Genomic DNA, 24,535 nt, shown 5'->3' with positions numbered 1-24,535 from the left:
CTTAGAAAGGGGTGATCGCGTCGTAGATCTGCTGTCCCCAGCCGGGCTGCTGGACCTCCGACAGGCGGCCCCTGCCGCCATAGGAGACACGCGCTTCGGCGATCTTGTCGTAGGGGATGGTGTTGTCGCTCTGGATATCGCGCGGACGAACGATGCCGGCGATCTGCAGAATGCGCATTTCGTAATTCACGCGCACTTCCTGGGAACCGGAAATGACGAGATTGCCGTTCGGCAACCGGTCGGTGACGACGGCAGCGACCGAAAGCACGATCTGTTCGGACCGGTCGATCGAGCCCTGCCCTTTCGACGACGATCCGGAATCCCCGTTCAGGGACGCATCGCCCGACACGCTGTCGCCATCCCAGGTGGCGGACAGGTCGCCGCCGATACCGATGGAGGAATCCCGGCTTCGGTCGGTGGTATTGTCGAGGGATGCCTTGTCGTTGATGAAGATCCGGACGGTCAGCACATCGCCGATCTTGCGGGCGCGCGGATCGGCAAAGAAATTCTCGCGATTGGAAACCCAGAGAGAATTGTAATCCTTCACGCCGCCAGGGGCGAAAGTGTTCAAAGGATAGGCGGCACGATTTGACTGGAGGCCGTATCCCACGGGCGTCATCGCCGGAGCCTTGCCGACATCTTCAAGCTGGCCGGCACATCCTGTGAGCAGGAGCAGTCCGCCAAGACCGAGTGCAGTGCGCATCAAAAGCTCCGATCTTCCAGGGACTCTGAAAATCCGACCATCAACTGGGTCAGGCGTGCCGCCCGTGCGGGCTCCATCTCATCGAGGATTTCGCTGGCCACCCGCGGCTTGAGTTTCAAGAGGACGCCGGTCGCCGTATCCTCATCCGAGGTCGAAAGCTGTGCGGCTGCCATCTCCGGACGCATCCGGGCAATGATCGAGACCACCTGACCCTCCACGTTTTCGAGCAGCTTCTCGCGCCGCTTGACCCAGGCCTTGTATTCGGCCTCCTTGCGTTCCAGTTCCTCGGCACGCTCGCGAAGCTTGGCCTCGAGCCCGACCAGCTTCCAGGTTTGCCAGGCGAGCCGGGCTTCGGAAGCCTTGTCGGCGATATTCTTGCAGTAGAAACCCGCGTCGCTTCCCGGAAGCTGTTCGATTTTCCGTGTTTCGGCGTCCGGCTTCGGTTTCGGTTCCTGGGCGCTGCCCGGCAGGATACCGAGGGCTGCAAAGGCGCAGGTCAAAGTCAGGACCGAAATCCTGCGCCGCTTTTCTCGTTCCAACACCATCCCCGGTGTCCTTTCCTGATTGGCTTTAACAGGACATTGCAGGGTGTGGCTTGCCTCAAGCTTGAGGCCGTACGCGGCAACGGAAATTACTGGATGATCAGGTCTGCCTGAAGCGCGCCGGCTGTCTTGATCGCCTGCAGGATCGCGATGATGCCGGTCGGTCGCAAACCGATACGGTTCAGGCCGCGGACGAGGGTTTGCAGATCCGCGCCGCCGACAATCGCCAGCTGCCCGCCGGCTTCCTGTGCATCCACCTGGGTCCGCGGAACGACGACCGTCTGGCCCTGCGGGGAAAACGGAGACGGCTGAGAAACCTGCGGTGTCTCGGTAATCCTGACCGTCAGGTTGCCATGGGTGATGGCAACGGTCGAAATCTGTACATCGGACCCGATGACCACCGTGCCCGTCCGCTCATCGACGACCACTTTTGCCGACTGATCGGGCGCGACCCTCAGGCCTTCGATTTCGGCAATGAACCGGGTGACGCTCACTTTCTTCGGCGGCCGAAGGTCGATTGTCCTCAGGTCGCGTTCCCGGGCGACCTTCATGCCATAGCGCGCCATGCTGTGCTGGTTGATGGCATCTGTGATGCGAACCGCTGTCCTGAAATCCGGATTGCCCAGTTCCAGGACCAGGTTCGGAATATTCTTGAAGCGTGCCGAAATATCCTTCTCGACCAGGGCACCGTTGGGGATCCGGCCGACGGTCGGAATGCCCTTTTTGACGCTCGCAGCCTGGCCGGCCTCGTTAAAACCGGACACCGCCAGGGCGCCCTGTGCGACGGCGTAGATTTCCCCGTCTGCACCAAGGAGCGGCGTCGCGATCAGCGTGCCGCCGGCTAGCGACGTGGAATCTCCAAGAGACGATACAGATACATCAATCTCGGATCCCTTGCCGATAAAGGCCGGCATTTCCGCGGTGACTACCACCGCCGCCACGTTGCGCGTCCTGAGCCGCGCATCCCGGACATTCACGCCCAGGCTGTCCAGCATGGATTGCAGGGACTGCTCGGTAAACGGCGAATTTCTCAGGCTGTCGCCGGATCCGTTCAGGCCGACCACAAGACCATAACCAACCAGCTGATTGTCACGCACGCCCTGAAGGGAGGCGATGTCCTTGATGCGGACCAGGGCGGAGGCAGGCGCGGCCGAGACAAGGGCTGCGAGAAACAGGGCTATCAGACGCATTATCAATTTTCCGCCAGTATGGTTCCGTCTTGTTGCACCTTGCCGGTGACCACGACGCCGCTGTCGACGTTGCGGACGCGCACGTAGTCGCCGACGCCGCCCGATTGCAGGACTTCCACCTGCATGACGATGAAGAGCCCCTGCTCCCGGAAGACGAGCCGGCCCTGACCGCCGCGATCGACCAGCGTCTGGACACTCACCGCATTGACCGGCACCGGCTTGCCCGGCAGCAACGTCCGCCGGGCGACCATGCCCACGAGCTGACTGCGGTCGCTGATGACGGCAAATTGCAGGGTGGTGCGTTCGGGGAAATACCGCTCGATCAGGTTCTGCTGGGTGATTTCGTGACCCGGATGAATAGTCGAACGGGGAACGGGCAACTGAATACTGCCCGCTTGCGGTGCTGCCATTGAGGCCAGGACCGCACCCCAGAAGGTCAGGCAAAAGCCGGCCGATCGAAGGATCATGACCTCATCTCCCCTTACCAGGACTAGCGGATGCCGTTGGTCACGGTGCCGGCCATTTCGTCGGCCGCCTTGATGACCTTCGAATTCATTTCATAGCCGCGCTGCGCGGAAATGAGCGCCGTGATTTCCTTCACCGGGTCGACGTTGGAATCTTCCAGATATCCCTGGCGGATAATGCCGAAGCCGGGATCGCCGGCGACGCCGTCAACCGGCACGCCGGAGGCCGGCGTCTCGCGGAAGAGATTGCCGCCGACCGGTTCAAGACCGACGTCATTGGCAAAATTGGAAAGATTGAGCTGTCCGAGTTCCCGCGGGGTCTGTTCGCCGTCGACCTGGGCAAAGATCTGGCCGGATTCGTTGACGATGACCTTGACCGTGTTCTCCGGGAAGACGATTGCCGGTTCGACCGGATAACCGTCGATGGTGACAAGACGGCCGTCGGCATTCTTGTTGAAGGAGCCTGCCCGGGTATAGAGCGTTTCGTCATCGGGTCCGGTAACCTCGAACCAGCCCCGGCCGTCGATGGCGATATCCAGATCGTTGCCGGTGTTGTTCAAAGTGCCCTGGACATGGAGCTTGCGGATACCCGCCGTTTTCACGCCGAGGCCGAGCTGGGCGCCTTCCGGCACGGGGTCCTCACCACCGCGGTTCGGGACGCCCTGGAGCCGTTCGGCCTGATACAGAAGATCGGAAAACTCCGCCTTGGCCCGCTTGAAGGCGGTCGTGTTCATGTTGGCGATGTTGTTTGCGATGACTTCGACGTTGAGCTGCTGAGCGCTCATGCCGGTTGCTGCGATGGCCAGGGCCTTCATGTCACATTCCTTTCGCGTCGCGGGAGTGTCCGACCGGTCAGATCGTCATCCGGCTGATTTCCTGATAGGCACCCACCACCTTGTCGCGGATCGCGATTGCGGTTTGCAGGCTCTGTTCGGCGGCCATGACCGCCTCGACCACCTGCTGGACGGAGGCCTGGCCGTCGACACCGGCAAGCGATGCGGCTTCACCGTCCTTCAGGCGCTGGATCGCGTCCTGGGAGACACTGGCGAGCGTATCGCTGAAACTTGCGGCTTCGCCGGTCTGTCCGACGGAAGACGTTTCCTGACCGCCGCTCATGAAGCGGGTTTCGGAAACCGACTTCAGAAGACTGTCGGTGCTGGAGGTAAGAGCGGAAATCTGTTCAAGCATGATCAGTCCCTCAGCAAGGCAATGTCGCGCATGACCATCTCTCGGGCCTGCGTCATGACTTTGAGATTGGCCTCATAGGACCGGTTGGTTTCGCGCATGTCCGCAAGTTCCATGAGGACATTCACATTCGGCATCTTGACGTAGCCGTTTTCGTCGGCAGCCGGATGGCCCGGTTCGTATTCGACGGTGAACGGCGACTTGTCGGTGCCGACGCCCTTGACCTTGACCAATGAGGCCTGCTGGACGCGGTCGAAGACGCTTTCGAAGGTGACCGTCTTGCGCGAATAGGGATCGGACCCGGCCGTCTTGCCGGTGGAGCGCGCATTGGCCAGGTTTTCAGAAACGACCCGCAGGCGCTCCGACTGGGCGCGCAAGCCGCTTGAGGAAATATGCAGCGCGGCGCTGAGTGGATCGGACATTAGTCACCCCTTCGGTTTGCGTTTACTTCAGGCTTGCCAGGTACATGCGATGGAAGGACTTCGCGATGCTGGTGTTCAACGCATGATTGCGCGCCACCTCGCCGGCTTTCATCAGTTCCTGTTCGATGCTGACGGAGTTGCCGGAATGGGTCACGAGCCAGCTGTCGCCCTTCTTGACGTCGGTGGGCTCTGCAACGTCCATGACGGTTCCAAGATGGCCCGCATGGGTCGCCGCCATGGCCAGCTGCGTCTTGCTGATGACGGAGGTGAAGGGCTCGACGTCCTTGGAACGAAACCCGGGCGTATTCGAATTGGCGATGTTCTCGGCAATGGTCGCCTGCCGCACGGACAGCCAGTCATTGTTGTGAGACACCAGTTTGGTCAAAAAGACCGGTTCCATCAGACAGCTCCAAACGAGTATTGGTCGCTTAAAGGTCTAGGAGGCGAAGCTTGTCCGAGGCTGGCGGGGGATTTCATCTGCGCGCAAAGAAAAAGCGACCGGCAATGCCGACCGCTCCTCTTCAAAGGCCGCCGGCGTGGGTCCGGCGGCGTTTAAATTCGTCAGGACTTGGTCTTCCCGGTCACGCCGTTCAGACTTTCCTCAAGCGATATGCCCAGTTCCTCGCCGATTTTCTTGAGGGCCGGGAGTTGAACGGCCATGTCGAGGATGGAATCGAGCGCCTGGTTGATCGCGGTTTTGTTGGCACCGCCCTCGCCTGCCGAACCGCTGCCGCCGGTCGGCAGGCCGGTGATATGATTGATGCGGATGGACTCGATCTTTTCGGCCGGCTTCACCATCTGCTCGACGATCTTCGGAAAGGCTTCCAGCCTGGCGATGTCGGCCTTCAGCGCGACGATTTCCTTGGTGAAGACGTTTTCCGCCTCGTTCAGGGCCTTCTGGCCTTCCGCCTTCGCCGTCATTTCGGCCTTCAGGGTGGCAATCCGGAGCTTCGCGGCTTCGGCATCCGCCTTGGCGTTTTCCAGGGTCGCCTTTGCGCGGGCAACGGAGGCCTCTGCCTCGGCATTTGCCTGAGCCACAAGTTTCCGGCCGGAGATATCCGCCTCCTGCTGGGCAGAAAGGACCGCCACGTCCTTGCGCCTCTGGGCTTCGGAAAGCGCTCTGGCCGTCGCGATGGCTTCCGCCGCCTTGACGGCTTCGGCCTTGGCGAGGTCGGCCGCGGTCACCGCCTTGCTTTCTTCCTGGGTCTTCATGGCAATGGCGATGGCGCGGTCCTGTTCGGCCATTTCCAGTGCCTGGGCCTGGGCGATTTCGGCTTCGCGGACCGCCTGTTCGCGGGCAATGTCGGCGGCCCGGATCTCCTGTTCCATCCGGATGCGTGCGGCATTCACAGCGGACTCGCTTTGCGCCTTTCGTTCGGCGATTTCCGCCAACTGGTCCGCCCGAAGACGTTCAAGCTCCTGAACCTGCGCGATCTTTGCCTGCTGCTCTTCAAGGTCGATCTGGAGACGGCGCCGGGACGCCTCCATCGCAGACCGGTGAACGGCAACGTCGGATTCCGCGTCGATTTCCGCCCGTTCCTTTTTCGACTTGGCGATCACTTCGGCAAGCTTGCGCATGCCGACGGCGTTAAAGGCGTTGTTTTCATCCAGAGCGGAAAACGGCGTCTGATCCATGGCCGCCAGCGAAACGCTTTCAAGCGCCAGGCCGTTGCGGGCCAGAGGCTCTTCCAGCATGGCGGATACTTCCCGGACGAATTCGGCCCGCTTTTCGTGCAGTTCGTCCATGGTCATGCGCGCGGCGACGGCGCGCAGGGTATCGACCAGCTTGCCTTCGATGAGGTCGCGCAGCTTGTCGGCGCTGAAGGTGCGGTTTCCGAGCGTCTGGGAGGCACGGGCAATTGCCTCTTCGTTCGCGTCGACGGAAACATAAAACTCCACCCCGACATCCACGCGCATGCGGTCATTGGTGATCAGCGCCGCTTCACCGGTGCGATGGACCTCCAGACGCAGGGTCTGCATGTTCACCCGGGCAATGTCGTGGAAATAGGGCAGCACGATCGTGCCGCCGTCGACGATCACCTTCCGCCCGCCGACGCCGGTGCGCACCAGGCTAACCTCGCGGGTGGAACGCTGATAGAACCCCGCAATCACCACCACGACGGCAGCGATGACGATCGCGACCAGGATGATGAGAGAGATGAATGTGGTCATGGCGCTCCTCCCTCAGAGCTGATGTCTTTGGGCCAGAAAATGCGACGCCATTCCGCCATCGACGGGAATGTTCGTGCCTCTGATCCAGTGTGTCATGTCGGACATTAAAAAGGCGACGACCGGCGCGATCTCCTCCGGACGTCCGGGCCTTTCCGTCAGCCGGATCCCCTCCTCCCCACGCGGACCGAGCGTGGCGAGAAAATCCTTCAGAATCGGGGTATCGACCGCAGCCGGTGAGACCGCATTCATACGAATGCCGCGATCGCGCCAGGTCCAGCGGTTCTGGATCGTCCAGGCAACCACCGCCTCCTTGGAAAAGAAATAGCTGCGCCCAACCTCATTGCCGACGTTATGGGTCTTGATGAAGTCTTCGACATCTTCAAAGGCAAGCGTCTCGCTGGCCTTGATCGCCGGGATCGACTCTTCCCAGCCGAAACCGGCAAGCGACGCCAGATTCACGATCGACGCGCCGTCGTTCAGCCTGCCGATCATGGCGTTTGTAAAGAACTTGAGGCCCACCAGGTTGACCTTGAGCACCATGTCCGCCGGCGCGGTCGGCGGCAGGCCGGCGATATTGGCAATCCCGTCGATCCCGGACGGCAAGGCATTGACCAGCGCCTTGATCGCCATCCGGTCGGACAGATCGGCAATATAGAGTTCGTCGACGTGGTCTTCGGTCCTGTTGATATCGACGCCGATCACATCGCCGCCGAGCGCCTTGACCAGCTTTGCCGTTTCCCAGCCGATCCCGGAGGCGCAGCCGGTCACGACAATGGTCTTGTCCTGAAGCAGGCGTCCTTCCGTCCAGGTCTGTCTTGCCATGGGTTCCTCCCTTGTCCCTCCGACAGCCCTCAAAAGACCGGCGGGAGATGACGGTGACCGCGATCGAGCGTGATCCAGCGCGTCTGGGTGAAGGCTTCCAGCGACCAGCGGCCACCGTGCGGGCTGACGCCCGAACTCTTGGCGCCACCGAAGGGCGCATGCGGCTCGTCGTTCACCGACGAACAGTTCACGTGGCTCGAGCCGGTCTCAAGCCTGGAGGCGATCTCCAGTCCCCTGTTCTCATCCGCGGTCATGATGCCCGACGACAGGCCGTAGTCGGTATCGTTGGCGATCGCGATCGCCTCCTCGTCGTTTCGGAAGGGAATGACGGGCACCACCGGGCCGAATGTTTCGAACTGGTAGATCAGCATGTCCGGCGTCACGCCGGTGAGGATCGTCGGTTCCACATAGCGGCCGTTGACGCCGCCGCCGAGCAGCACCTTGGCGCCCTTGGCAATGGCATCCTCAAGCTGGGTTTTGACAATCCCCGCCTGCTTGTCGTTGATCAGCGGCCCAATGACATTGGAGCGGTCGGAGGTCGGGTCGCCCACTTTCAGCTTGCGGGCGCGTTCGATGAACATCGGCAGGAACTTGTCGTAGACCTTTTCGTGGACCAGGACCTTTTCCACACTCATGCAGATCTGGCCCTGATGCATGAAGGAACCGAAATTTGCCAGCTGCGCGGATTTTTCCAGATCCGCATCGTCACAGATGATGAGCGAATCCTTGCCGCCGAGTTCGACGCAGGTCTTCTTCAGATGGGCGCCGGCCTTCGCGGCGATCATGCGCCCGACGGCAGTCGAACCGGTAAAGGACACGCCCTTGATGATCGGGTTTTCGATCAGTTCGTCGCCGATCTCGGCAATGTTGTCGCGTGAACAGGTCACCACGTTGAAGGCGCCCTTCGGCAGGCCGATGGCGTCGAAAACCTCGGCAAAGAAGATACCGCCGCAGTATGGGGTTTCTTCGGACGGTTTCAGAACGATGGAATTGCCGGCGACCATCGGAATGGCAAAGCCGCGGGAACTGAGGATGCCGGGAAAGTTCCAGGGAGAAATGACCGAAATAACGCCCATCGGAACGCGTACGGCCATGGAAACCTTGCCATGTTCGGACGGCAGAACCTCACCAATGGACTGGTAGGCCATGGCAGCCGCAGCCCGGAACACGGTGGAAATGAAGCCGGCTTCGAACATGCCCTTGCCCCACCAGCCGCCGCCTTCGGCCTGAAGGGCGGCACAAAGATCGTCCTTGCGCCGGTCGCATTCGTCGGCGGCCTTGAGCATGAAGTTGGCACGCTCGGTAAAGGGCATCTGGGACCACTCGGAAAAGCCTTCCTGGGCGGCCTGAAGCGTGCGGCGAACATCATTGATGTCCATGTCGGCGATATTGGCCCAGACCTGGTCGTTGCCCGGGTTGATGTCCGGGAATGTCCTGGCGGTCCTGTTCCAGCTACCGCCTGCGTAGTAACTGTCAAAAACCCGTGCCATGGCTATTTCTCCACCTTTTCCAGTTTGCCACCGGGACCGCGCCGGTAAACCTCGACAGTGCTTTTCCGGTAAACTTCGATTTCGGGAAGCGGAGCGCTTTCGATGCGCGTAGACTGGCGCCGGGTTCCATAGGTCGAACCGCCGGAACGCGCCGCCTGTGCCGCCTCTTCCATGCTTTTCAGCAGTTTCGAGAGCTCGGGATCATCGGCGATCCTGTAGGAAGAAGCGCTGCCGCGCGGGGTAATGGACGGCGCTTTGACCTGGGGCGCGGGCGCTGCCGGCCGTTGGGTCGGCGTTTCCACCCTCGCCTTGCCCGCCGCGCGGGCAACGAGCGCGCTGATCGACTCGCCTGCGAAGGTGTCGGCAGAGACAGCGGCGCCCGCTTTCGCGCTCGGGCGGATATAGGGCTTTTGTGTTTCGGCCGCTGCAGGCGTCTGCGCAACCGCCGCATCCCCGGCGCGGCCCGTCCGGGTCTCGCCGGCGGCGCCGCCGAGATAGGCAGCCTGCACCGCCGGATCGTTCAACAGGGCTTCGGCGCTGTCCTGACCGGTGATCTCTCCGTTTTCCAGGAGAAAGCCGCGGTCGGCGATCGCCAGCGACTGCTTGGCGTTCTGTTCGACAAGCAGGACGCCCATGCCGCTTTCGGTAATGTGCGACAGGCTCTGGAACAGTTCCTTGCACAGGATCGGCGACAACCCGAGAGACGGCTCATCCAGCATCAGGATTTTCGGATCGGCCATGATGGCGCGGCCGATCGCGACCATCTGCTGTTCCCCGCCCGACATGGTGCGCACCGTCTGGCTTTTCCGCTCGCGCAGTTTGGGAAAGAGGTCATAGACCTTCGCAAGATTTTCCTGCTGGCGCGCCCGGGCATGCCTGGAATAGGCCCCGAGTTGCAGGTTCTCCGCAACCGTCAGGTCGCCGAAGATCCCCCGGCCTTCGGGAACGAAGGCGATACCGCGCTCGACGATCTCGTCTGCCGTGACACCGGCCAGGGGCTCGCCGTCCAGGAAAACCTCGCCTTGGACCTGTCCTTCGCACATGCCGGCCACGGCGCGCAGAAGCGTGCTCTTGCCCGCTCCGTTCGCACCGAGAATGACGACGATTTCGCTTTCTTCGACATCGATCGACACACCGGCGAGTGCCCGGTGCATGCCGTAGGCGGCTGAGAGGTTACGGATTTCCAGCATCACTCATCCCCCAGATAGGCCCGGATCACCTCCGGATCCGACAGGACGTCGCGAGGCGTTCCTTCGGCGATCTTGGCGCCGGAATTCATCACCACACAGCGGTCGCACAGCGAGCGGATCGCATCCATCACATGCTCAACCAGAATTATCGTCCGGCCTTCGCGCCTCAGTTCGGCGATCAGGTCGATGCCTTCCTGAAGCTCGGTCGGGTTGAGGCCCGCCAGCCATTCGTCGAGCAGCAGCACTTCCGGTTCGCCTGCCAGGGCCCGTGCGAGTTCCAGGCGCTTCTGGTCGATATAGGTCAGAGAACCGACCGGCAGGTGCATGTGATCTCCAAGGCCGATGCGTTCCAGCAGACCGCGCGCAAATTGCTCCGCCTCCGCGCCCCAGCGCTTGCGATAGCCGAACGCCGCACCGGCAACCACATTGTCGACCAGGCTTAGGCCGGGCAGAACCCGGACAAGCTGGAAGGTGCGGGAAACCCCGCGCCGGGCGATCTGATGGGCAGCCAGGCCGCTGAGGCGCTGGCCGTTCATGGTGATCGACCCGTCCGATGGAGGAAAGGCGCCGGATATGAGGTTCATGGTCGTGGTCTTGCCAGACCCGTTCGGCCCGATCAGCCCCAGAACCTCGTGCTCGTGGACATCGAAGGTCATGTTGTTGACCGCGACCAGACCGCCGAAGCGTTTTGTCAGGCCCTGAACCTTGAGAAGGGTGCGTCCCGGCTTGGTCATCCCTGCCTCCTCCTGGCGAGTTTTTCGACGAGGCCGACGAAACCATTCGGGATGAAATAGACGATCAGCAGAAACGACAGCCCGAGATAAAAGGTCGTCGCGTTGGGAAAGGACACGCTGATCGTTTCCCAGATCAGCGTGAAGGGAATGACGCCGACGATCGGGCCCCAAAGCCGCTGGGTGCCGCCGAGCAGCGCCATGATCACGACCAGGAAGCTGAGTTCGGGAGAGAACACCAGGTTGGGCTCGATGTAGGAATAACGCGGCGCGATCACCACGCCGACCAGCGCGGTGAAATAGCCTGTGATCATGAATAGCGCCACCTTGGCTGCGGCGGTATTGATGCCGAGATGCTTGGCGACGCCCTCATCATTGCCGATAATCTTCATGGCAAAGCCCAGGCGCGACCGCTCGATCAGCCAGCCGATCAGATAGACGACCGCCGCGATTATAAGCAGCATCCAGTAGATGTGGGCCTCGGTGAAATCGGTCAGCACATAAAGACCGCGGGAGCCGAGGAAATTGTTCTGCACCCAGGACACGAGGCCCCGGATCATCTCCGCAAGGCCGAGTGTGAAGATCACGAAGTAGATGCCCGACAGGCGCAGCGTCGCGGCACCGACGATGGCCGCCAGGACGACGGCGACGAAGGGTGCGACAGCCGCCATGACCCAGAAGCTGATGTCATAGTCGCTCATGCCGGTTGCCACCAGATAACCGCCGATCCCGAAGAAGGCGCCGGTTGCCAGCGAGATATAGTGGGTCGGCCCGGAAAACAGGGTCCAGGCGGTGGCGAGCGCGATATACATCATCGCCGTGACCGCGATGGACAACCAGTAGCCGTCGGTCACAAGGGGGACAAAGGCTGCCAGGATCACAAGGCCGGCAGCAAGACCTATTTCTTTCCAGCCGCTGCCGGTCATGTCGCTCGCTTTCCAAACAGGCCCTGCGGGCGGAACAGAAGAATCCCGAGGAAGATCAGGTAGGCGGACACGAGCGTCAGGCCCGGATCGATCAGGGTGGCAACGGCGGTCTCCACGAGACCGAGCAGCAGGGCGGCAATGATCGACCCGCGCATGTCGCCGACGCCGCCCATGATGACGATGATCAGCGCCTTCATGGTGAAGATGACGCCGACGGACGCATCCAGCGTGATGAAGGTCGAAATCAGGGTGCCTCCGGCTGCCGTCACCGCGCCGCCGAGCGCGAAAGACAAGGCGGAGATGCGGGGTACGTTGATGCCGACCAGTTTGGCGGCTTCCGTGTTGACCGAGACTGCACGTACCGCCGTTCCCGGGCGGGTGAAGTTCAGCCACAGCACCAGCGTGACACCGATAATCAGGGCGACGACGAACGCCACAAACCGGTTCAGCGCAACGGTGGTGCCGAGAATTTCGAAGGGGTTGGCGAGATAGGAATAGGTGAAATACTCGCCGTGGATCGCCACCATGATGCCGACGAGCGCAAAGCTCATGCCGAACGTGGCCAAGATTGAATCGACTTCCAGCTGTCCCTGGTTCTTCGCGCGCTTTACGAGCGGCCGCAGCAGAAGCTGATAGATCAGCCAGTTGCCGATAAAGGCGAGCGGCGCGACCATGATCATGGTCAGCACGGGACTAAGTTGAGCGGTCGTGAACAGCCAGAAGGCGGCCAATGCGCCAAGCACCAGCATCTCGCCGCTTGCAAGATTCATGATGCGGGCAACGCCGTATTGCAGATTGAGCCCCATCGCCACGAGCGCATAGGTGCCACCAAGCAATAGGCCGGAAACCAGAATATCCATCTCGGTCTGTTTGTTGGAGCAAAGGGAGAGCCCGGAGCCTTAACGCTCCGGACTCAACACGGTTTCGGTTTGGCGGAAGATTACTCCCAGCCTTCCTTCACGCGTACCGGCGCTGCGCCGTCGATGTTGACGGCATCGACGCCGCGGAAGACGCCGTCCTGCCATTGGCCGACGGTCCAGTACTTGCGCGAGTTCTGGTTCTCGAACTTCAGCTCACCCATGACGGTGTCGAAGCTGTGGTCCTTGATGTACTGGGTGACCTTCTCGCGATCGGCTTCGCCGACGCCTTCGATCGCCTGCGCCAGAACTTCAAGAGCGGCGTAGGTATTGGCGGATGCCCAGTAGTCCGGCTCCTTGCCGGTCACTTCCTTGTGCCGCTTGCGGTAGTCGGCAATCTTCGGATCGTCCGGATTGGTGCCGCCGGCGCCAAGGACATTGTTGATCTTGGAACCGAACTTGCCGCCGTAAGCCGGGAAAGCAGTCGCAACCGCGGTGTAGAAGGCTTTCACCTGGAAGTCCTCGATGATCGCCTGCTCGGTCAGGCCGAAGGTGTCCGGCGGATAGGACCAGGCAACGAAGGCATCCGGGTTGGCGGCCTTGGCGCCCTTGATGATCGGAGAAAGGTCGGGCGTCCCGAGCGGATAGGACTTGTCGTAGACGATCTCGAAGCCGGCTTCGGTAAACAGCGGACGGGCCACGTCAGCCAGTTCGATCCCGAAGGCGTCGGCGACGTTGACCATGGCGATCTTGTTGCCGATGTCGCCCTTTTCACGCAGGCCGGTGAGCACGTGGACCACGCCCTGCACGAAATCGGTCGTCGAACCCAGCGTAAAGAAAAGGCCGGGATAACGGCCGGTCAGTTCGCCGATCTGATCGCTGATCGAGGTGACCGCGATCTGCGGATAGCCGTATTTGGCATAGATCGGAGCCGCAGCAACATTGAAGCCGGTCCCGTACGGCGCGATGATGAAGTCGACCTTGTCCTGGGTCGCCAGGCGCTGTGCGGCCTTGATGTGCTCCCCCGGATTGGTCTTGTCATCATATTCGATGATCTCGACCTTCTTCTGGCCGTCCTTCAGTTTCAGGCCGCCACGGTCGTTCACTTCCTTGGCCCACAGCTCGATGTTCGGCCACTGGGACACGGCAGCGCCGCCCGCCAACGGACCGGTCTTCGGAGCGACAGCCCCGATCTTGATCGTGTCAGCAGCAAGCGCGGAAAAAGAAAGCAGGCCGGCCGTACCGACGACCGCCAGACCCGTCGACAAACGGGCAAGTACTTCACGTCTGTTCATGTCACTCCTCCCTGAGCAGACCGGCGCCTCGTGCATGTCTCCCGAAGCCTGGGCGCCAACCGCCCGAATTTATGCATTCTGGATCCAGAATGACAAGAGTATTTCTCGTTTCTCTCAGTTTTTGCGGATATTGCCGTCAAACAGACCCATAATTGGATCCATATTGACACTATATGTATCCAAAAATTATAGTGCTCCAATGAAAAGTTATGCGGATAGTGAGCCGGTACTTGAGGCAATCGAGTCCCTCGACGGGACTTCAAACTCCAATGGACACCCAACGACATCCGACAAACGGGTGCTGACGGCGCTCCGCAGGCTGATCATGGACGGCAGCATTCCTTCGGGGGCCAAGATCACCGAAGTCGGCCTGTCATCCCTGTTGAAGATCTCACGGACTCCCATCCGGCTGGCGCTCAAGACCCTTGAAGTCGAGGGCCTCATCCGCAAACGCGACGGCCGGGGCTACACGGTCTGCGACCTGGATTTCGACGATCTGTCCAAGGCCTATGAAGTCCGGGGCGTCCTGGAGGGGCTGGCTGCCCGCCGCCTGGCCATGAGCGGCCTTGCTCCGGATGTGGAGCTCAAATTGCGCCGGTCCCTGCAAATGACCGCGGACGCCGTACGCCTGATCGGGGCCCATGACGACTGCGGCGTCGACATGTATCAGGAAGCCAACACGCTTTTTCACGAGACGATCCTGGACGCCTGCGACAACGCCTTCGTCCCCTTCACGCTGACCCGCCTTGAGAACCTGCCTCTCCTCAAGCCCGGCACCCTGGTCTTCAATTCGGAAAACTTCGACATGGAGTTTCAGCGTCTCACCATCGGTCACGGCCAGCACCTGATCGTGTTCGACGCTATCACGAAAAGAGACCCGGCACGGGCAGAGGCGATGATGCGCGAGCATTCCCACGCGACCGTCAACTATTCCATGCTGTATTCGAAATAGACCGCGGCCCGCCGCTTACAGGCGGTCGAACTCTTCCAGGATATCGAGCAGCCGGTCCACGGTCTCCTTGCCGAGCACGGTCTCGATATGCGCGGCGATCCGCTGCGCCTCATCCAGATTGTCGAGAATGATCTGTTGGCCGGACGACGTTATGGCCACCGTCTGGCGGCGGCGGTCGGACGGGTCGGCCTGGCGGGTCACCAGTCCCTTTTCAACCAGGGTCTGGACAATCCGGGTCTGGCTCGGTAACAGCAGGCTGGCATTTTCCGACAGTTTGGTCGAATCCAGAGGACCCAGTTCGTCCAGAACCCGCAGAATGCGCCATTGTTGTTCGGTCAGACCGGAGTTCGACAGCATTTCCCTGATCGGGCCCATGACTTTTTCGCGCGCCCGGATCAAGGCAATCGGCAAGGACCGCGCTGTTGAAGGCAATTTGCGGTCATTGTTGCTGTCTGATTCTCCGTCCATAACCTGATAAATATCGGCTTATTTCAAAGATTCATACCCATTGATTGACAAGCGCGCTCCATTTATTTAACATCTTAAATAATAAAAGCACGGGAGGCTAACGTGCCCCATATCATCATCGAATATTCGGCCAATCTAGAAGACACGCTCGACATGGCCGCCTTTTGCGAGCACCTGCGCAAAACGGCGGCGGGTATCGACGCCTTCCCGACACCGGGAATCCGGGTCCGGGCCTTCAAGGCGGATTTCTACGCCATAGCCGACGGCAATCCGGATCACGCCTTTATCGACATCTCCCTGCGGCTGAGAGGCGGCCGGTCCGACGAGGTAAAAAAGGCCTCTACGGAGGAAATGTTCGCCGCCATCACGTCCTATCTCGCTCCCACGCTCGAAAGCCGGTCGCTCGCGATCTCATTTGAAATGCGCGACATCGATCCGGAGCTTTCGCCCAAGACCGGAACAATCCGCAAGTACCTGAAGGATTCCTGAAACATGTCCGACCTCAACAAGAACATCGAAAAACTGGCCGGCTATCTGAAGCGGTTTCAGGACGGCGGTGTCCTCAACCAGATCGGCGGCAAGGCCGTTCCGGCCAAAGCCGGCGCCACCTTCGAAACCCGCTCCCCCGTCGACGACAGCCTGATCTGCCAGGTCGCCCGGGGCGGTGCCGAAGACATCGATGCGGCTGCAAAGGCTGCCAAGGAGGCCTTTCCGGCCTGGCGCGATTTCGCCGCGACAGAGCGCAAGAAGGTGCTGCACCGGATTGCCGACAGGATCGTGGAACGGGCCGAGGAAATCGCCTTCTGCGAATGCTGGGACACGGGCCAGGCGCTGCGCTTCATGTCCAAGGCCGCCATCCGCGGAGCGGAGAATTTCCGCTTCTTTGCCGATAGGGCACCGGCGGCCCGCGACGGCCAGGCCCTGCCCTCGCCCACTCTGTTGAACGTGACCACCCGGGTACCGATCGGCCCGGTCGGCGTGATCACGCCGTGGAACACGCCGTTCATGCTGTCGACCTGGAAGATCGCTCCGGCGCTGGCCGCAGGCTGCACCGTCGTGCACAAGCCGGCCGAGTTCTCCCCGGTCACCGCCCGCATCCTGATGGAGATCGCCGAAGAGGCCGGCCTGCCGGCGGGTGTCTGGAACCTGGTCAACGGCTTCGGCGAAGACGCAGGCAAGGCGCTGACCGAACACCCGGACATCAAGGCGATCGCCTTTGTCGGCGAAAGCAAGACCGGCTCCATGATCATGAAACAGGGTGCCGACACCCTGAAGCGGGTGCACTTCGAGCTCGGCGGCAAGAACCCGGTGATCGTATTCGACGACGCGGATCTCGACCGGGCGCTCGATGCGGCGATCTTCATGATCTACTCGCTCAACGGCGAACGCTGCACGTCGTCCTCCCGGCTGCTGGTGCAGGACACGATCGCGGATGAATTCGAGGCCAAGCTTGTCGAGCGGGTCAACAATATCCGGGTGGGTCACCCGCTCGATCCGAAAACCGAAATCGGCCCGCTGATCCACAAGACCCATTTCGACAAGGTCACCAGCTATTTCGACATCGCCCGCGAGGGCGGTGCGACGGTTGCCGCGGGCGGTGAGCGTGCGGGCGACACCGGCTGGTTCGTGCGCCCGACCCTGTTTACCGGCGCCAGCAACGACATGCGCATTGCCCAGGAGGAGATCTTCGGACCGGTGCTGACCTCGATCCGCTTCAAGACCGAAGAGGAAGCTTTGGAACTGGCCAACGCCGTCGAGTACGGCCTGACCGGCTACGTCTGGACCAACGATCTGAGCCGCGCGCTGCGGTTCACCGGGAAGCTGGAGGCCGGCATGATCTGGGTGAACTCGGAGAATGTCCGTCACCTGCCGACGCCCTTCGGCGGCGTCAAGGCCAGCGGCATCGGCCGCGACGGCGGCGACTGGTCGTTCGAATTCTACATGGAACAGAAACACATCGGTTTTGCGACCGGCCAGCACGCCATTCCGCGGCTTGGCGCATAACAGAGATAAAAGGGAAGAAACCAATGCCGATACCGGCTCCGAACCTCTATCCGCCGTTCAACATCGTCCGATTGAGCCATGTCGAATTCGGCGTGACGGACCTGGCCAAGAGCAAGGCTTTTTATGTCGATACGCTCGGACTGCAGATCACCGACCAGACCGAAGATGCGATCTATCTGCGCGCCATGGAAGAACGCGGCCACCATTGCATCGTCCTGAGACAGGCTGCAGAAGCGCGCGCCTGTGAACTCGGTTTCAAGGTCTTCGACGAGGAAGACCTTGAAAAGGCCGCGCATTTCTTCAAGTCGAAGGATCTGCCGGTTGAATCGGTCGAGCGTCCGTACCAGTCCCGCACCTTCCGCACCCGCGACAATTTCGGCACCCCGCTGGAGTTTTATGCACGCATGGACCGGCTGGAACCGATCCATCAGAAATATGCACTCTACAGGGGCGTCAAACCGCTGCGCATCGACCACTTCAACTGCTTCTCGCCGGATGTCGATGCCTCGGTCGCCTTCTACAACGAGATCGGCTTCCGCGTGACCGAATATACCGAGGACGAAGTCAGCGGACGCCTGTGGGCCGCCTGGACCCACCGCAAGGGCGGTGTCCACGACATCGCCTTTACCAACGGCAGAGGTCCGCGCCTGCATCACACCGCCTTCTGGGTGCCGACCCCGCTCAATATCATCGACCTCCTGGACCTGATGTCCACCACGGGCTGGGTCGACAACATCGAGCGAGGCCCTGGACGGCACGGCATTTCCAATGCTTTCTTCCTCTATATCCGCGACCCGGACGGGCACCGGATCGAGATTTACTGTTCCGACTACCAGACCGTCGATCCGGACCTGGAGCCGATCAAATGGGACCTGAAGGATCCGCAGCGCCAGACCCTTTGGGGCGCCCCGGCTCCCAGAAGCTGGTTCGAGGAAGGTTCCCTGTTCACCGGCGCCGAAGTCCTGGAACCGACGCTCGCCGCGCAACCGATCATCGCACCCTGAGGAGACACTATGAACTGGGAGGATTTCGCCCGCTGGGGACGCCGGATCGCGGACTGGGGCGCGGCCTATCACAAGGGCCTGCGTAACCGCCCGGTCCGGGCACAGGTAAAACCGGGGGATCTGCTTGCCCGCCTGCCGCAATCGCCGCCAGAAACCGGCGAACCGATGGACGCGATTTTCGCGGACTTCGAAAACCTGGTGCTGCCGGGCATGACCCATTGGCAGCACCCGCGCTTTTTCGCCTACTTTCCGGCGAATGCCGCCCCGCCATCGGTCTTGGCGGAATATATCGTCTCCACCATGGCGGCCCAATGCATGCTCTGGCAGACCTCGCCGGCGGCGACCGAGATGGAAACCCGCATGCTCGACTGGCTGCGACAGGCCGTCGGGCTGCCCGACACCTTTGCCGGGGTCATCCAGGACAGCGCCTCCTCGGCGACCCTGGCGGCCGTCCTGACCATGCGCGAGAAGGCTCTTGGCTGGGAGGGCAATCGGCAAGGCCTGTTCGACCAACCGCGCCTGCGCATCTACGCCTCCGGCGAAGTGCACACTTCCGTCGACCGCGCGATGTGGGTTTCCGGCATCGGTCAGGACAACCTCATCCGGATCCAAGTCGAAGGCCAACGGCGCGGCATGAAACCGGACGCGCTACGGGCGGCGATCAATTCGGATCTCAAGGCGGGCTTCAAACCGGCCGGCATTATCCTGAGCACCGGCGGCACCAGTGTCGGCGGATCGGATGATGTTGCCGCCATCGTCGAGGTGGCCCAGGAATTCGGTCTTTACACCCATCTCGATGCGGCCTGGGCGGGTGCCGCCATGATCGTTCCGGAATTCCGGGATCTGTGGCAGGGCGTGGACGGCGTGGATTCCATGGTCTTCAATCCGCACAAGTGGCTCGGCGCCCAGTTCGACTGTTCCGCCCATTTCCTGAAAAACCCGGACGACCTGGTGCGCACGCTGGCGATCCGGCCCGAGTATCTCAAAACCCACGGCCATGACGGGATGATCAATTATTCCGAATGGTCGGTGCCCCTCGGCCGGCGCTTCCGGGCGCTGAAACTCTGGTTCCTGATCCGCAGCTACGGCCTGGAAGACCTGCGCCAACGGATCCGCAACCATGTCACCTGGTCAAAAACCCTCGCCGAAAGACTGCGCAAGGAACCCGATTTCGAAATCGTCACCGAGCCGGTGCTGTCCCTGTTTTCCTTCCGCTACACGCCGCAGGGCGCCACGGATCTCGACAGCCTCAATCAGCACCTCGTCGATGCCATCAACGACGACGGCCGGATCTACCTCACGCAAACCATTTTCGAGGGCAAGAAGGCGATCCGCTTTCAGGTCGGCCAGTTCGACTGCACCGAGGCCGACGTCTCGACCGCCTTCGACGTCATCACCGAAATCGCCCGTGCCCTGGAGACACAATGACCAAGTTCGCAACCTATACCGCCAATGGAGAGACCTTTTACGGTGCCGTGACCGACGGGGGCATGATCGCCTTGTCGCCCCGGTTTCCGCAGTGGCCGACTATGCGGGAGGTGTTCGCCGCGGATGCGATTTCGGAGCTGGAAAAGGCTGCGGAGGGCAAAGCCGTTACTCATCCCAACGGCAGCTTCGCCTATGAAATCCCCGTGCCGGCGCCGGAAAAAATCATCTGTGTCGGCGTCAACTTCCCGGACCGGAACGCGGAATACAAGGACGGCCAGGAAGCCCTGCCGAACATGTCCCTGTTCGTCCGCTTCCCGGGTTCGTTCACCGGTCACGACCGTCCCCTGATCCGGCCGAAGGCGTCCGACAAACTGGATTACGAGGGCGAGATCGCCATCATCATCGGCAAGGGCGGCCGGCACATTTCGCAGGCGGACGCCTATGACCATATCGCCGCCGTCACGCTCTGCAATGAAGGCACGCTCAGGGACTGGGTCCGCCATGCGAAATTCAACGTGACCCAGGGCAAGAACTTCGATCAGTCCGGCGCCATGGGGCCCTGGCTCGTTCCGTTCAAATCCAGGGAGCAGCTTGAGGACGTGCGGATCACCACCAGGGTCAACGGCGAGCTGCGTCAGGACGATCGGACCAGCCGGATGTTGTTTCCGATTCCCCGCCAGATCGAATACATCTCGACGTTCACCACACTTAAGCCCGGCGACATCATCGTCACCGGCACACCGACCGGGGCCGGTGCCCGCTTCGATCCGCCGGTTTATCTCAAACCCGGCGATGTGGTGGAAATCGAGGCTGAAGGCATCGGCATGCTGCGCAACGGCGTGGAGGACGAGGCATGACGCTATCGAAAGACGATGTGACCGCGGCAGCCCGCGATCTTTATGACGCCGAAGTCTCCGGCAGGCAGATCGGCCTTTTGTCGCTGCGCCACCCGGGCATGACCATGGACGATGCCTATGCGGTGCAGGACGCCCTGACCGCGCACAAGATCGGTGCCGGACGGAAAGTGATCGGCTGGAAGATCGGTCTTACGTCAAAGGCGATGCAGCAGGCGCTCAATATCGACATTCCCGACAGCGGGATTCTGTTCGACGACATGCTGTTTGAAAATGGCGCGGTCGTGCCGAAAGGCCGGTTCATCCAGCCGCGCATGGAAGCGGAAATTGCCTTCGTCATGAAGTCGGACGTGCCGACGGATAATGTCACCCGGGCGGACGTGATGGCTGCGACCGACTACGTTGCACCCAGCATCGAGATCCTGGACACACGTATCCTGCGCAAGGACCCGAAGACCGGTGAAGCCCGCAAGATCTTCGATACCATCGCCGACAATGCCGCCAACGCAGGTATCGTCCTTGGCGACGAACGGCACGCAGTGGACGCGGTCGACCTGCGCTGGGTCGGGGCCATCGTCACCAATAACGGCGATGTCGAGGAAACAGGTCTCGGCGCCGGCGTGCTCAATGACCCGGTGGAAAGCGTGGTTTGGCTTGCCCGGCGCATGGCGCAATACGGCCAGAAGATCAAGGCCGGCGAGATCATCCTCTCCGGTTCCTTCATCCGCCCGCTGGAATGCCCTCCGGGGTCAAGGATCGAGGCCGATTTCGGCACTTTCGGGAAGGTCAGTTGTTCATTCGAATAGGCTTTCCGGGAAATACAGCTTCCGACTTTGCGAGGCCGGCATAGTCAATGGAGTTGTGAAATAAGGCCGGAACCTGCTAAAGACGACATTTCCCGATCCCCGGGACAACAGTCAAAACGGAAAAGCGGTTCGTGTCTCTTCCCCAAGGTTCCGATCAGTCCCGGCTCCCGCTTGCGGGGATCGTCTTCAAGTCAAAAGATCCGGTCAACAGCCTCCTGGAGGATGTCAGCCGGACGCTTGCAGCGCGCGGGCTCAACCTTGCCGGCGTGCTGCAACAGGCCGTCGTACCGGAAGGCCGCACCGAGAAAAACGTCTGCCTGTCGAGCCTGAGGGGCAGCTGGCAGATGCCGGTTCTGCAGGACCGCGGTCAGCATGCCCAGGGCTGCAGGCTCGATCCCCATGCGATTACGGATGTTGCCGGCCGGCTCTCGGCAGATCTGGAGGCCGGTGCCGATATCCTGATCGTCAATCGCTTCGGCCGGGCGGAATCGGAAGGCTACGGTTTGCGTCAGGTTCTCGAACAGGCGGTCTGCGCCGGGATTCCGGTCCTGCTTGCCGTGCGCGAGGATTATGTTTCAGCCTGGGAAGAGTTTCACGGCGGCATGGGCGAGCTGTTGCCTCTGGATCGGGACGCCATCCTGTCCTGGTGCGACGCCGTCTGTGAGGCGGTGAAAAGCCCCGCCTGAGCCTATAGGCCCAGTTCTTCGGTTGTCAGGATCGGCGCGGCATCGAGCTTGTCCGCGTTCAGCATTTCAGCAATTTCTTCTATCGCTTCGACAAGTTGCTTTTGCTTTTCCGGCGAACAACTTGCAAACTTTTCCTGAAAATCCACATGAAGCAGGCTCGGCACCTCCGCCAGGGTCGTGTGCCCGGTCTTCGTCAGGCGTGTATGGACGATACGCCGGTCCGTATCCGAGCGATAGCGCGTAATCAGCCCCTTTTCCTCCAGCTTGTCGAGGATCGTGACAACGGTTGCAGACGACAGGTCCGCTTGTGCCGACAGGGCCTTGGTCGTGACCTGGCCCAGATCCCGGATGGCCTGAAGCACGACAATCTGCGGAATGGTCAGCCCGACGGCTCGCGAAACCTCCCGCGAGCGCAAATCGATTGCCCTGACGATGCGCCTGATCGCCTTGAAGACCTTGGCCGTTTCTGCATTTTCCATATTTATAGCTCTGATGATTTGACCTCTAATGATTTGATCTCTATCTATTGCGTCAACAGCTAACTGACAAGGAAAAAGCGATTCAATGTGTGGCATTTGCGGTGAAGTGGTGTTTGGAGACGACCTGGCGAATACGGCCCGTGTCGACAGAATGGCGCGGGCCATGGCCGCCCGCGGCCCCGACGCCATGGGTGTTTCCATGCGCGGCCGCGTCGCCTTCGGTCATCGCCGCCTGAAAATTATCGACCTGTCCGACAAGGGCGCGCAGCCGATGACCGACATGTCCCTCGGACTGTCGCTCGTGTTCAACGGTTGCATCTACAATTACCAGGACCTGCGCACAGAACTGCAGGCAAAGGGACATTCGTTCGTGTCGACGAGCGACACGGAAGTGATCCTGAAGGCCTGGGCGCAATGGGGTGCCGACTGCTTTTCGCGGTTCCACGGCATGTTCGCCGTCGCGATCCATGAACATGACAGCGGCCGGCTGCATCTTGCGCGCGACCGTTTCGGCATCAAGCCGTTGTACTACTCGGAAGCAGGCGGGCGCCTGGCCTTCGCGTCCTCGCTCCCTGCCCTTCTCGCAGGCGGTGATATCGACACGTCGATCGACCGGATCGCACTCAATCACTACATGAGCTGGCATGCAGTCGTCCCGGCGCCGCACACAATCTTGAAGGGCGTGCGCAAACTGCCCGCCGCCACGGTACGCACGATCGACAAGAACGGCGCCTTCAAGGACGTCACCTATTGGGAACCGCGGTTTGAAAAATCGTCGGAAGACCTGAACCGCTCGGCGGATGAATGGCGCGACATGGTTCTCGACGGCCTGCGCACCGCCGTGCGCAGGCGCATGGTCGCCGACGTGCCGGTGGGCGTGCTTCTGTCGGGCGGGGTCGATTCCAGCCTGATCGTCGGTCTGCTGGCGGAAGAAGGCCAGAAGGATCTGGCGACCTTTTCCATCGGTTTTGAAGAGGCCAACGGCGAAAAGGGCGACGAGTTCGTCTACTCCGACCTGATCGCCGAGCGTTACGGCACCGATCACAAGAAAATCTTCATTCCCTCCTCGGAGCTGCAGGGCAATCTGCCGGGGGCGATCAAGGCGATGTCGGAGCCGATGGTGTCCTACGACAATATCGGCTTCTATCTGCTGTCCCGCGAGGTCTCCAAGTACATCAAGGTCGTCCAGTCCGGACAGGGCGCGGACGAAGTCTTCGCCGGTTATCACTGGTATCCGAAAATGGTCGGCGCCAATACGCCGTCTGCCGCCTATCGGGACGCCTTCTTCGACCGGTCCAACCAGGCGATGAACGAGGCGATCTCGCCGGAATATCAATGCGATCGGGACGAGAGCCTGGCCTTCGTGGAGCAGCATTTTGCCCGACCGGGCGCAGATGACCCGGTCGACAAGGCGCTCCGCCTAGACACCAATGTCATGCTGGTGGACGATCCGGTCAAACGGGTCGACAACCATTCCATGGCGTGGGGGCTGGAGGCGCGTGTGCCGTTCCTCGACCACGAACTCGTGGAACTGGCCGGACGCATTCCGGCGGAACACAAGCTGGCCCAGGGCGGCAAGGGCGTCCTGAAGGAAGCCGCACGTCTCGTGGTTCCGGCCGAAGTCATCGACCGGCCGAAAGGCTACTTCCCGGTCCCTGCCCTGAAATACATCCAGGGCAGCTATCTGGACATGGTTCGTGATACCCTGACCAACGAATCCGCCCGAAGCCGTGGTCTTTTCCAGGAGGCTTATCTGGACAAGCTCTTCAAGGACCCGACCAAATACATCACCAAACTGCGCGGCTCCGAACTTTGGCAGGCCGCCCTTCTGGAAATGTGGTTACAGGCTCAGGAGGTCTGAATAA

The 24,535-nt window shown here is 61.2% G+C and carries 27 protein-coding genes; 9 read left to right on the top strand and 18 right to left on the bottom strand.

Features of this window, described 5'->3' with window-relative positions; all coding sequences use genetic code 11:
* Position 1: 1 nt before the first annotated feature.
* From flgH to HK439_RS05305, 16 genes are all read right to left on the bottom strand, one after another.
* Positions 2-703: a flagellar basal body L-ring protein FlgH gene (flgH, locus tag HK439_RS05380; RefSeq protein ID WP_190290360.1), complete on the bottom strand. Its 702-nt coding sequence runs from the start codon at positions 701-703 to the stop codon at positions 2-4.
* A complete protein-coding gene (locus HK439_RS05375; RefSeq protein ID WP_190290359.1) occupies positions 703-1,248 on the bottom strand; it encodes a MotE family protein in 546 nt (181 codons plus the stop codon). Before HK439_RS05375 ends, flgH begins: the two co-directional genes overlap by 1 nt.
* A gap of 86 nt (positions 1,249-1,334) precedes the next feature.
* Entirely contained in the window at positions 1,335-2,435 is a 1,101-nt protein-coding gene (flgI, locus tag HK439_RS05370) for a flagellar basal body P-ring protein FlgI (RefSeq protein WP_190290358.1), read from the bottom strand.
* 2 nt (positions 2,436-2,437) lie between these two features.
* Positions 2,438-2,902: a flagellar basal body P-ring formation chaperone FlgA gene (gene flgA / locus HK439_RS05365; RefSeq protein WP_190290357.1), complete on the bottom strand. Its 465-nt coding sequence runs from the start codon at positions 2,900-2,902 to the stop codon at positions 2,438-2,440.
* Positions 2,903-2,925: 23 nt separating this feature from the next.
* Positions 2,926-3,714 (bottom strand): flagellar basal-body rod protein FlgG, encoded by a 789-nt coding sequence (flgG, locus tag HK439_RS05360; protein ID WP_190290356.1) that lies wholly within the window; start codon positions 3,712-3,714, stop codon positions 2,926-2,928.
* Between the two features lie 37 nt (positions 3,715-3,751).
* Positions 3,752-4,087: a flagellar hook-basal body complex protein FliE gene (locus HK439_RS05355; protein ID WP_190290355.1), complete on the bottom strand. Its 336-nt coding sequence runs from the start codon at positions 4,085-4,087 to the stop codon at positions 3,752-3,754.
* Positions 4,088-4,089: 2 nt separating this feature from the next.
* Positions 4,090-4,506 carry a flagellar basal body rod protein FlgC gene (gene flgC, locus HK439_RS05350; protein ID WP_190290354.1) on the bottom strand — a complete coding sequence of 139 codons (417 nt, stop codon included), beginning with the start codon at positions 4,504-4,506 and terminating at the stop codon, positions 4,090-4,092.
* Between the two features lie 22 nt (positions 4,507-4,528).
* The gene (flgB, locus tag HK439_RS05345; RefSeq protein WP_190290353.1) at positions 4,529-4,906 is read right to left on the bottom strand and encodes a flagellar basal body rod protein FlgB; all 378 of its coding nucleotides are present in this window, start codon (positions 4,904-4,906) and stop codon (positions 4,529-4,531) included.
* A gap of 161 nt (positions 4,907-5,067) precedes the next feature.
* A complete protein-coding gene (locus tag HK439_RS05340; protein WP_190290352.1) occupies positions 5,068-6,678 on the bottom strand; it encodes a flotillin family protein in 1,611 nt (536 codons plus the stop codon).
* A gap of 12 nt (positions 6,679-6,690) precedes the next feature.
* Positions 6,691-7,500 (bottom strand): coniferyl-alcohol dehydrogenase, encoded by an 810-nt coding sequence (locus tag HK439_RS05335; RefSeq protein ID WP_209011575.1) that lies wholly within the window; start codon positions 7,498-7,500, stop codon positions 6,691-6,693.
* Between the two features lie 29 nt (positions 7,501-7,529).
* Positions 7,530-8,990 (bottom strand): aldehyde dehydrogenase family protein, encoded by a 1,461-nt coding sequence (locus HK439_RS05330; RefSeq protein WP_190290351.1) that lies wholly within the window; start codon positions 8,988-8,990, stop codon positions 7,530-7,532.
* 2 nt (positions 8,991-8,992) lie between these two features.
* The gene (locus tag HK439_RS27220; protein WP_190290350.1) at positions 8,993-10,180 is read right to left on the bottom strand and encodes an ABC transporter ATP-binding protein; all 1,188 of its coding nucleotides are present in this window, start codon (positions 10,178-10,180) and stop codon (positions 8,993-8,995) included.
* Complete coding sequence (locus HK439_RS05320; RefSeq protein ID WP_190290349.1) at positions 10,180-10,914, bottom strand: ABC transporter ATP-binding protein; 735 nt, start codon at positions 10,912-10,914, stop codon at positions 10,180-10,182. The genes HK439_RS27220 and HK439_RS05320 overlap by 1 nt, the downstream gene beginning before the upstream one ends.
* Positions 10,911-11,837: a branched-chain amino acid ABC transporter permease gene (locus tag HK439_RS05315; RefSeq protein WP_190290348.1), complete on the bottom strand. Its 927-nt coding sequence runs from the start codon at positions 11,835-11,837 to the stop codon at positions 10,911-10,913. The genes HK439_RS05320 and HK439_RS05315 overlap by 4 nt, the downstream gene beginning before the upstream one ends.
* Positions 11,834-12,697, bottom strand: a complete 864-nt coding sequence (locus HK439_RS05310; protein WP_190290347.1) for a branched-chain amino acid ABC transporter permease — start codon at positions 12,695-12,697, stop codon at positions 11,834-11,836. Before HK439_RS05310 ends, HK439_RS05315 begins: the two co-directional genes overlap by 4 nt.
* Before the next feature lie 80 nt (positions 12,698-12,777).
* Positions 12,778-13,989 (bottom strand): amino acid ABC transporter substrate-binding protein, encoded by a 1,212-nt coding sequence (locus tag HK439_RS05305; protein ID WP_190290346.1) that lies wholly within the window; start codon positions 13,987-13,989, stop codon positions 12,778-12,780.
* Positions 13,990-14,287: 298 nt separating this feature from the next.
* Between HK439_RS05305 and HK439_RS05300 the strand changes: the two genes are divergently transcribed.
* On the top strand, positions 14,288-14,941 hold the full coding sequence (locus HK439_RS05300) for a GntR family transcriptional regulator (RefSeq protein ID WP_190290345.1): 654 nt from the start codon (positions 14,288-14,290) through the stop codon (positions 14,939-14,941).
* Positions 14,942-14,956: 15 nt separating this feature from the next.
* Here HK439_RS05300 and hpaR read toward each other — a convergent pair whose 3' ends face one another.
* Positions 14,957-15,409, bottom strand: a complete 453-nt coding sequence (gene hpaR / locus HK439_RS05295; protein WP_190290344.1) for a homoprotocatechuate degradation operon regulator HpaR — start codon at positions 15,407-15,409, stop codon at positions 14,957-14,959.
* A gap of 102 nt (positions 15,410-15,511) precedes the next feature.
* Here hpaR and HK439_RS05290 point away from each other — a divergent pair, with 102 nt between their 5' ends.
* From HK439_RS05290 to HK439_RS05260, 7 genes are all read left to right on the top strand, one after another.
* Positions 15,512-15,898, top strand: coding sequence for a 5-carboxymethyl-2-hydroxymuconate Delta-isomerase (locus HK439_RS05290; protein WP_190290343.1), 387 nt, complete (start codon positions 15,512-15,514; stop codon positions 15,896-15,898).
* 3 nt (positions 15,899-15,901) lie between these two features.
* Positions 15,902-17,413: a 5-carboxymethyl-2-hydroxymuconate semialdehyde dehydrogenase gene (gene hpaE / locus HK439_RS05285; protein ID WP_190290342.1), complete on the top strand. Its 1,512-nt coding sequence runs from the start codon at positions 15,902-15,904 to the stop codon at positions 17,411-17,413.
* 23 nt (positions 17,414-17,436) lie between these two features.
* A complete protein-coding gene (gene hpaD, locus HK439_RS05280) occupies positions 17,437-18,417 on the top strand; it encodes a 3,4-dihydroxyphenylacetate 2,3-dioxygenase (protein ID WP_190290341.1) in 981 nt (326 codons plus the stop codon).
* A 9-nt stretch (positions 18,418-18,426) separates the two neighbouring features.
* The gene (locus tag HK439_RS05275; protein WP_190290340.1) at positions 18,427-19,845 is read left to right on the top strand and encodes a pyridoxal phosphate-dependent decarboxylase family protein; all 1,419 of its coding nucleotides are present in this window, start codon (positions 18,427-18,429) and stop codon (positions 19,843-19,845) included.
* Positions 19,842-20,702, top strand: a complete 861-nt coding sequence (locus HK439_RS05270; RefSeq protein WP_190290339.1) for a fumarylacetoacetate hydrolase family protein — start codon at positions 19,842-19,844, stop codon at positions 20,700-20,702. Before HK439_RS05275 ends, HK439_RS05270 begins: the two co-directional genes overlap by 4 nt.
* The gene (hpaH, locus tag HK439_RS05265; protein WP_190290338.1) at positions 20,699-21,505 is read left to right on the top strand and encodes a 2-oxo-hept-4-ene-1,7-dioate hydratase; all 807 of its coding nucleotides are present in this window, start codon (positions 20,699-20,701) and stop codon (positions 21,503-21,505) included. The genes HK439_RS05270 and hpaH overlap by 4 nt, the downstream gene beginning before the upstream one ends.
* A 131-nt stretch (positions 21,506-21,636) precedes the next feature.
* Entirely contained in the window at positions 21,637-22,191 is a 555-nt protein-coding gene (locus HK439_RS05260) for a DUF2478 domain-containing protein (protein WP_190290337.1), read from the top strand.
* A gap of 2 nt (positions 22,192-22,193) precedes the next feature.
* Here HK439_RS05260 and HK439_RS05255 read toward each other — a convergent pair whose 3' ends face one another.
* Entirely contained in the window at positions 22,194-22,670 is a 477-nt protein-coding gene (locus HK439_RS05255) for a MarR family winged helix-turn-helix transcriptional regulator (RefSeq protein WP_190290336.1), read from the bottom strand.
* 85 nt (positions 22,671-22,755) lie between these two features.
* Here HK439_RS05255 and HK439_RS05250 point away from each other — a divergent pair, with 85 nt between their 5' ends.
* Entirely contained in the window at positions 22,756-24,531 is a 1,776-nt protein-coding gene (locus HK439_RS05250) for an N-acetylglutaminylglutamine amidotransferase (RefSeq protein ID WP_190290335.1), read from the top strand.
* Positions 24,532-24,535: the final 4 nt, after the last annotated feature.

The sequence above is a fragment of the Roseibium aggregatum genome (assembly GCF_014692675.1).
GTDB classification, from domain to species: domain Bacteria; phylum Pseudomonadota; class Alphaproteobacteria; order Rhizobiales; family Stappiaceae; genus Roseibium; species Roseibium aggregatum_C.
The sequence above is the reverse complement of the archived record's forward strand: the minus strand, read 5'-3'. Positions and strand labels throughout refer to the sequence as shown.

What these genes read in the sequence shown, in the direction of transcription:
- flgH (WP_190290360.1), bottom strand. Translation starts at nt 703, where the DNA reads ATGCGCACTGCACTCGGTCTTGGCGGACTGCTCCTGCTCACAGGATGT.
- HK439_RS05375 (WP_190290359.1), bottom strand. Translation starts at nt 1,248, where the DNA reads ATGGTGTTGGAACGAGAAAAGCGGCGCAGGATTTCGGTCCTGACTTTG.
- flgI (WP_190290358.1), bottom strand. Translation starts at nt 2,435, where the DNA reads ATGCGTCTGATAGCCCTGTTTCTCGCAGCCCTTGTCTCGGCCGCGCCT.
- flgA (WP_190290357.1), bottom strand. Translation starts at nt 2,902, where the DNA reads ATGATCCTTCGATCGGCCGGCTTTTGCCTGACCTTCTGGGGTGCGGTC.
- flgG (WP_190290356.1), bottom strand. Translation starts at nt 3,714, where the DNA reads ATGAAGGCCCTGGCCATCGCAGCAACCGGCATGAGCGCTCAGCAGCTC.
- HK439_RS05355 (WP_190290355.1), bottom strand. Translation starts at nt 4,087, where the DNA reads ATGCTTGAACAGATTTCCGCTCTTACCTCCAGCACCGACAGTCTTCTG.
- flgC (WP_190290354.1), bottom strand. Translation starts at nt 4,506, where the DNA reads ATGTCCGATCCACTCAGCGCCGCGCTGCATATTTCCTCAAGCGGCTTG.
- flgB (WP_190290353.1), bottom strand. Translation starts at nt 4,906, where the DNA reads ATGGAACCGGTCTTTTTGACCAAACTGGTGTCTCACAACAATGACTGG.
- HK439_RS05340 (WP_190290352.1), bottom strand. Translation starts at nt 6,678, where the DNA reads ATGACCACATTCATCTCTCTCATCATCCTGGTCGCGATCGTCATCGCT.
- HK439_RS05335 (WP_209011575.1), bottom strand. Translation starts at nt 7,500, where the DNA reads ATGGCAAGACAGACCTGGACGGAAGGACGCCTGCTTCAGGACAAGACC.
- HK439_RS05330 (WP_190290351.1), bottom strand. Translation starts at nt 8,990, where the DNA reads ATGGCACGGGTTTTTGACAGTTACTACGCAGGCGGTAGCTGGAACAGG.
- HK439_RS27220 (WP_190290350.1), bottom strand. Translation starts at nt 10,180, where the DNA reads ATGCTGGAAATCCGTAACCTCTCAGCCGCCTACGGCATGCACCGGGCA.
- HK439_RS05320 (WP_190290349.1), bottom strand. Translation starts at nt 10,914, where the DNA reads ATGACCAAGCCGGGACGCACCCTTCTCAAGGTTCAGGGCCTGACAAAA.
- HK439_RS05315 (WP_190290348.1), bottom strand. Translation starts at nt 11,837, where the DNA reads ATGACCGGCAGCGGCTGGAAAGAAATAGGTCTTGCTGCCGGCCTTGTG.
- HK439_RS05310 (WP_190290347.1), bottom strand. Translation starts at nt 12,697, where the DNA reads ATGGATATTCTGGTTTCCGGCCTATTGCTTGGTGGCACCTATGCGCTC.
- HK439_RS05305 (WP_190290346.1), bottom strand. Translation starts at nt 13,989, where the DNA reads ATGAACAGACGTGAAGTACTTGCCCGTTTGTCGACGGGTCTGGCGGTC.
- hpaR (WP_190290344.1), bottom strand. Translation starts at nt 15,409, where the DNA reads ATGGACGGAGAATCAGACAGCAACAATGACCGCAAATTGCCTTCAACA.
- hpaE (WP_190290342.1), top strand. Translation starts at nt 15,902, where the DNA reads ATGTCCGACCTCAACAAGAACATCGAAAAACTGGCCGGCTATCTGAAG.
- hpaD (WP_190290341.1), top strand. Translation starts at nt 17,437, where the DNA reads ATGCCGATACCGGCTCCGAACCTCTATCCGCCGTTCAACATCGTCCGA.
- HK439_RS05275 (WP_190290340.1), top strand. Translation starts at nt 18,427, where the DNA reads ATGAACTGGGAGGATTTCGCCCGCTGGGGACGCCGGATCGCGGACTGG.
- HK439_RS05270 (WP_190290339.1), top strand. Translation starts at nt 19,842, where the DNA reads ATGACCAAGTTCGCAACCTATACCGCCAATGGAGAGACCTTTTACGGT.
- hpaH (WP_190290338.1), top strand. Translation starts at nt 20,699, where the DNA reads ATGACGCTATCGAAAGACGATGTGACCGCGGCAGCCCGCGATCTTTAT.
- HK439_RS05255 (WP_190290336.1), bottom strand. Translation starts at nt 22,670, where the DNA reads ATGGAAAATGCAGAAACGGCCAAGGTCTTCAAGGCGATCAGGCGCATC.
- HK439_RS05250 (WP_190290335.1), top strand. Translation starts at nt 22,756, where the DNA reads ATGTGTGGCATTTGCGGTGAAGTGGTGTTTGGAGACGACCTGGCGAAT.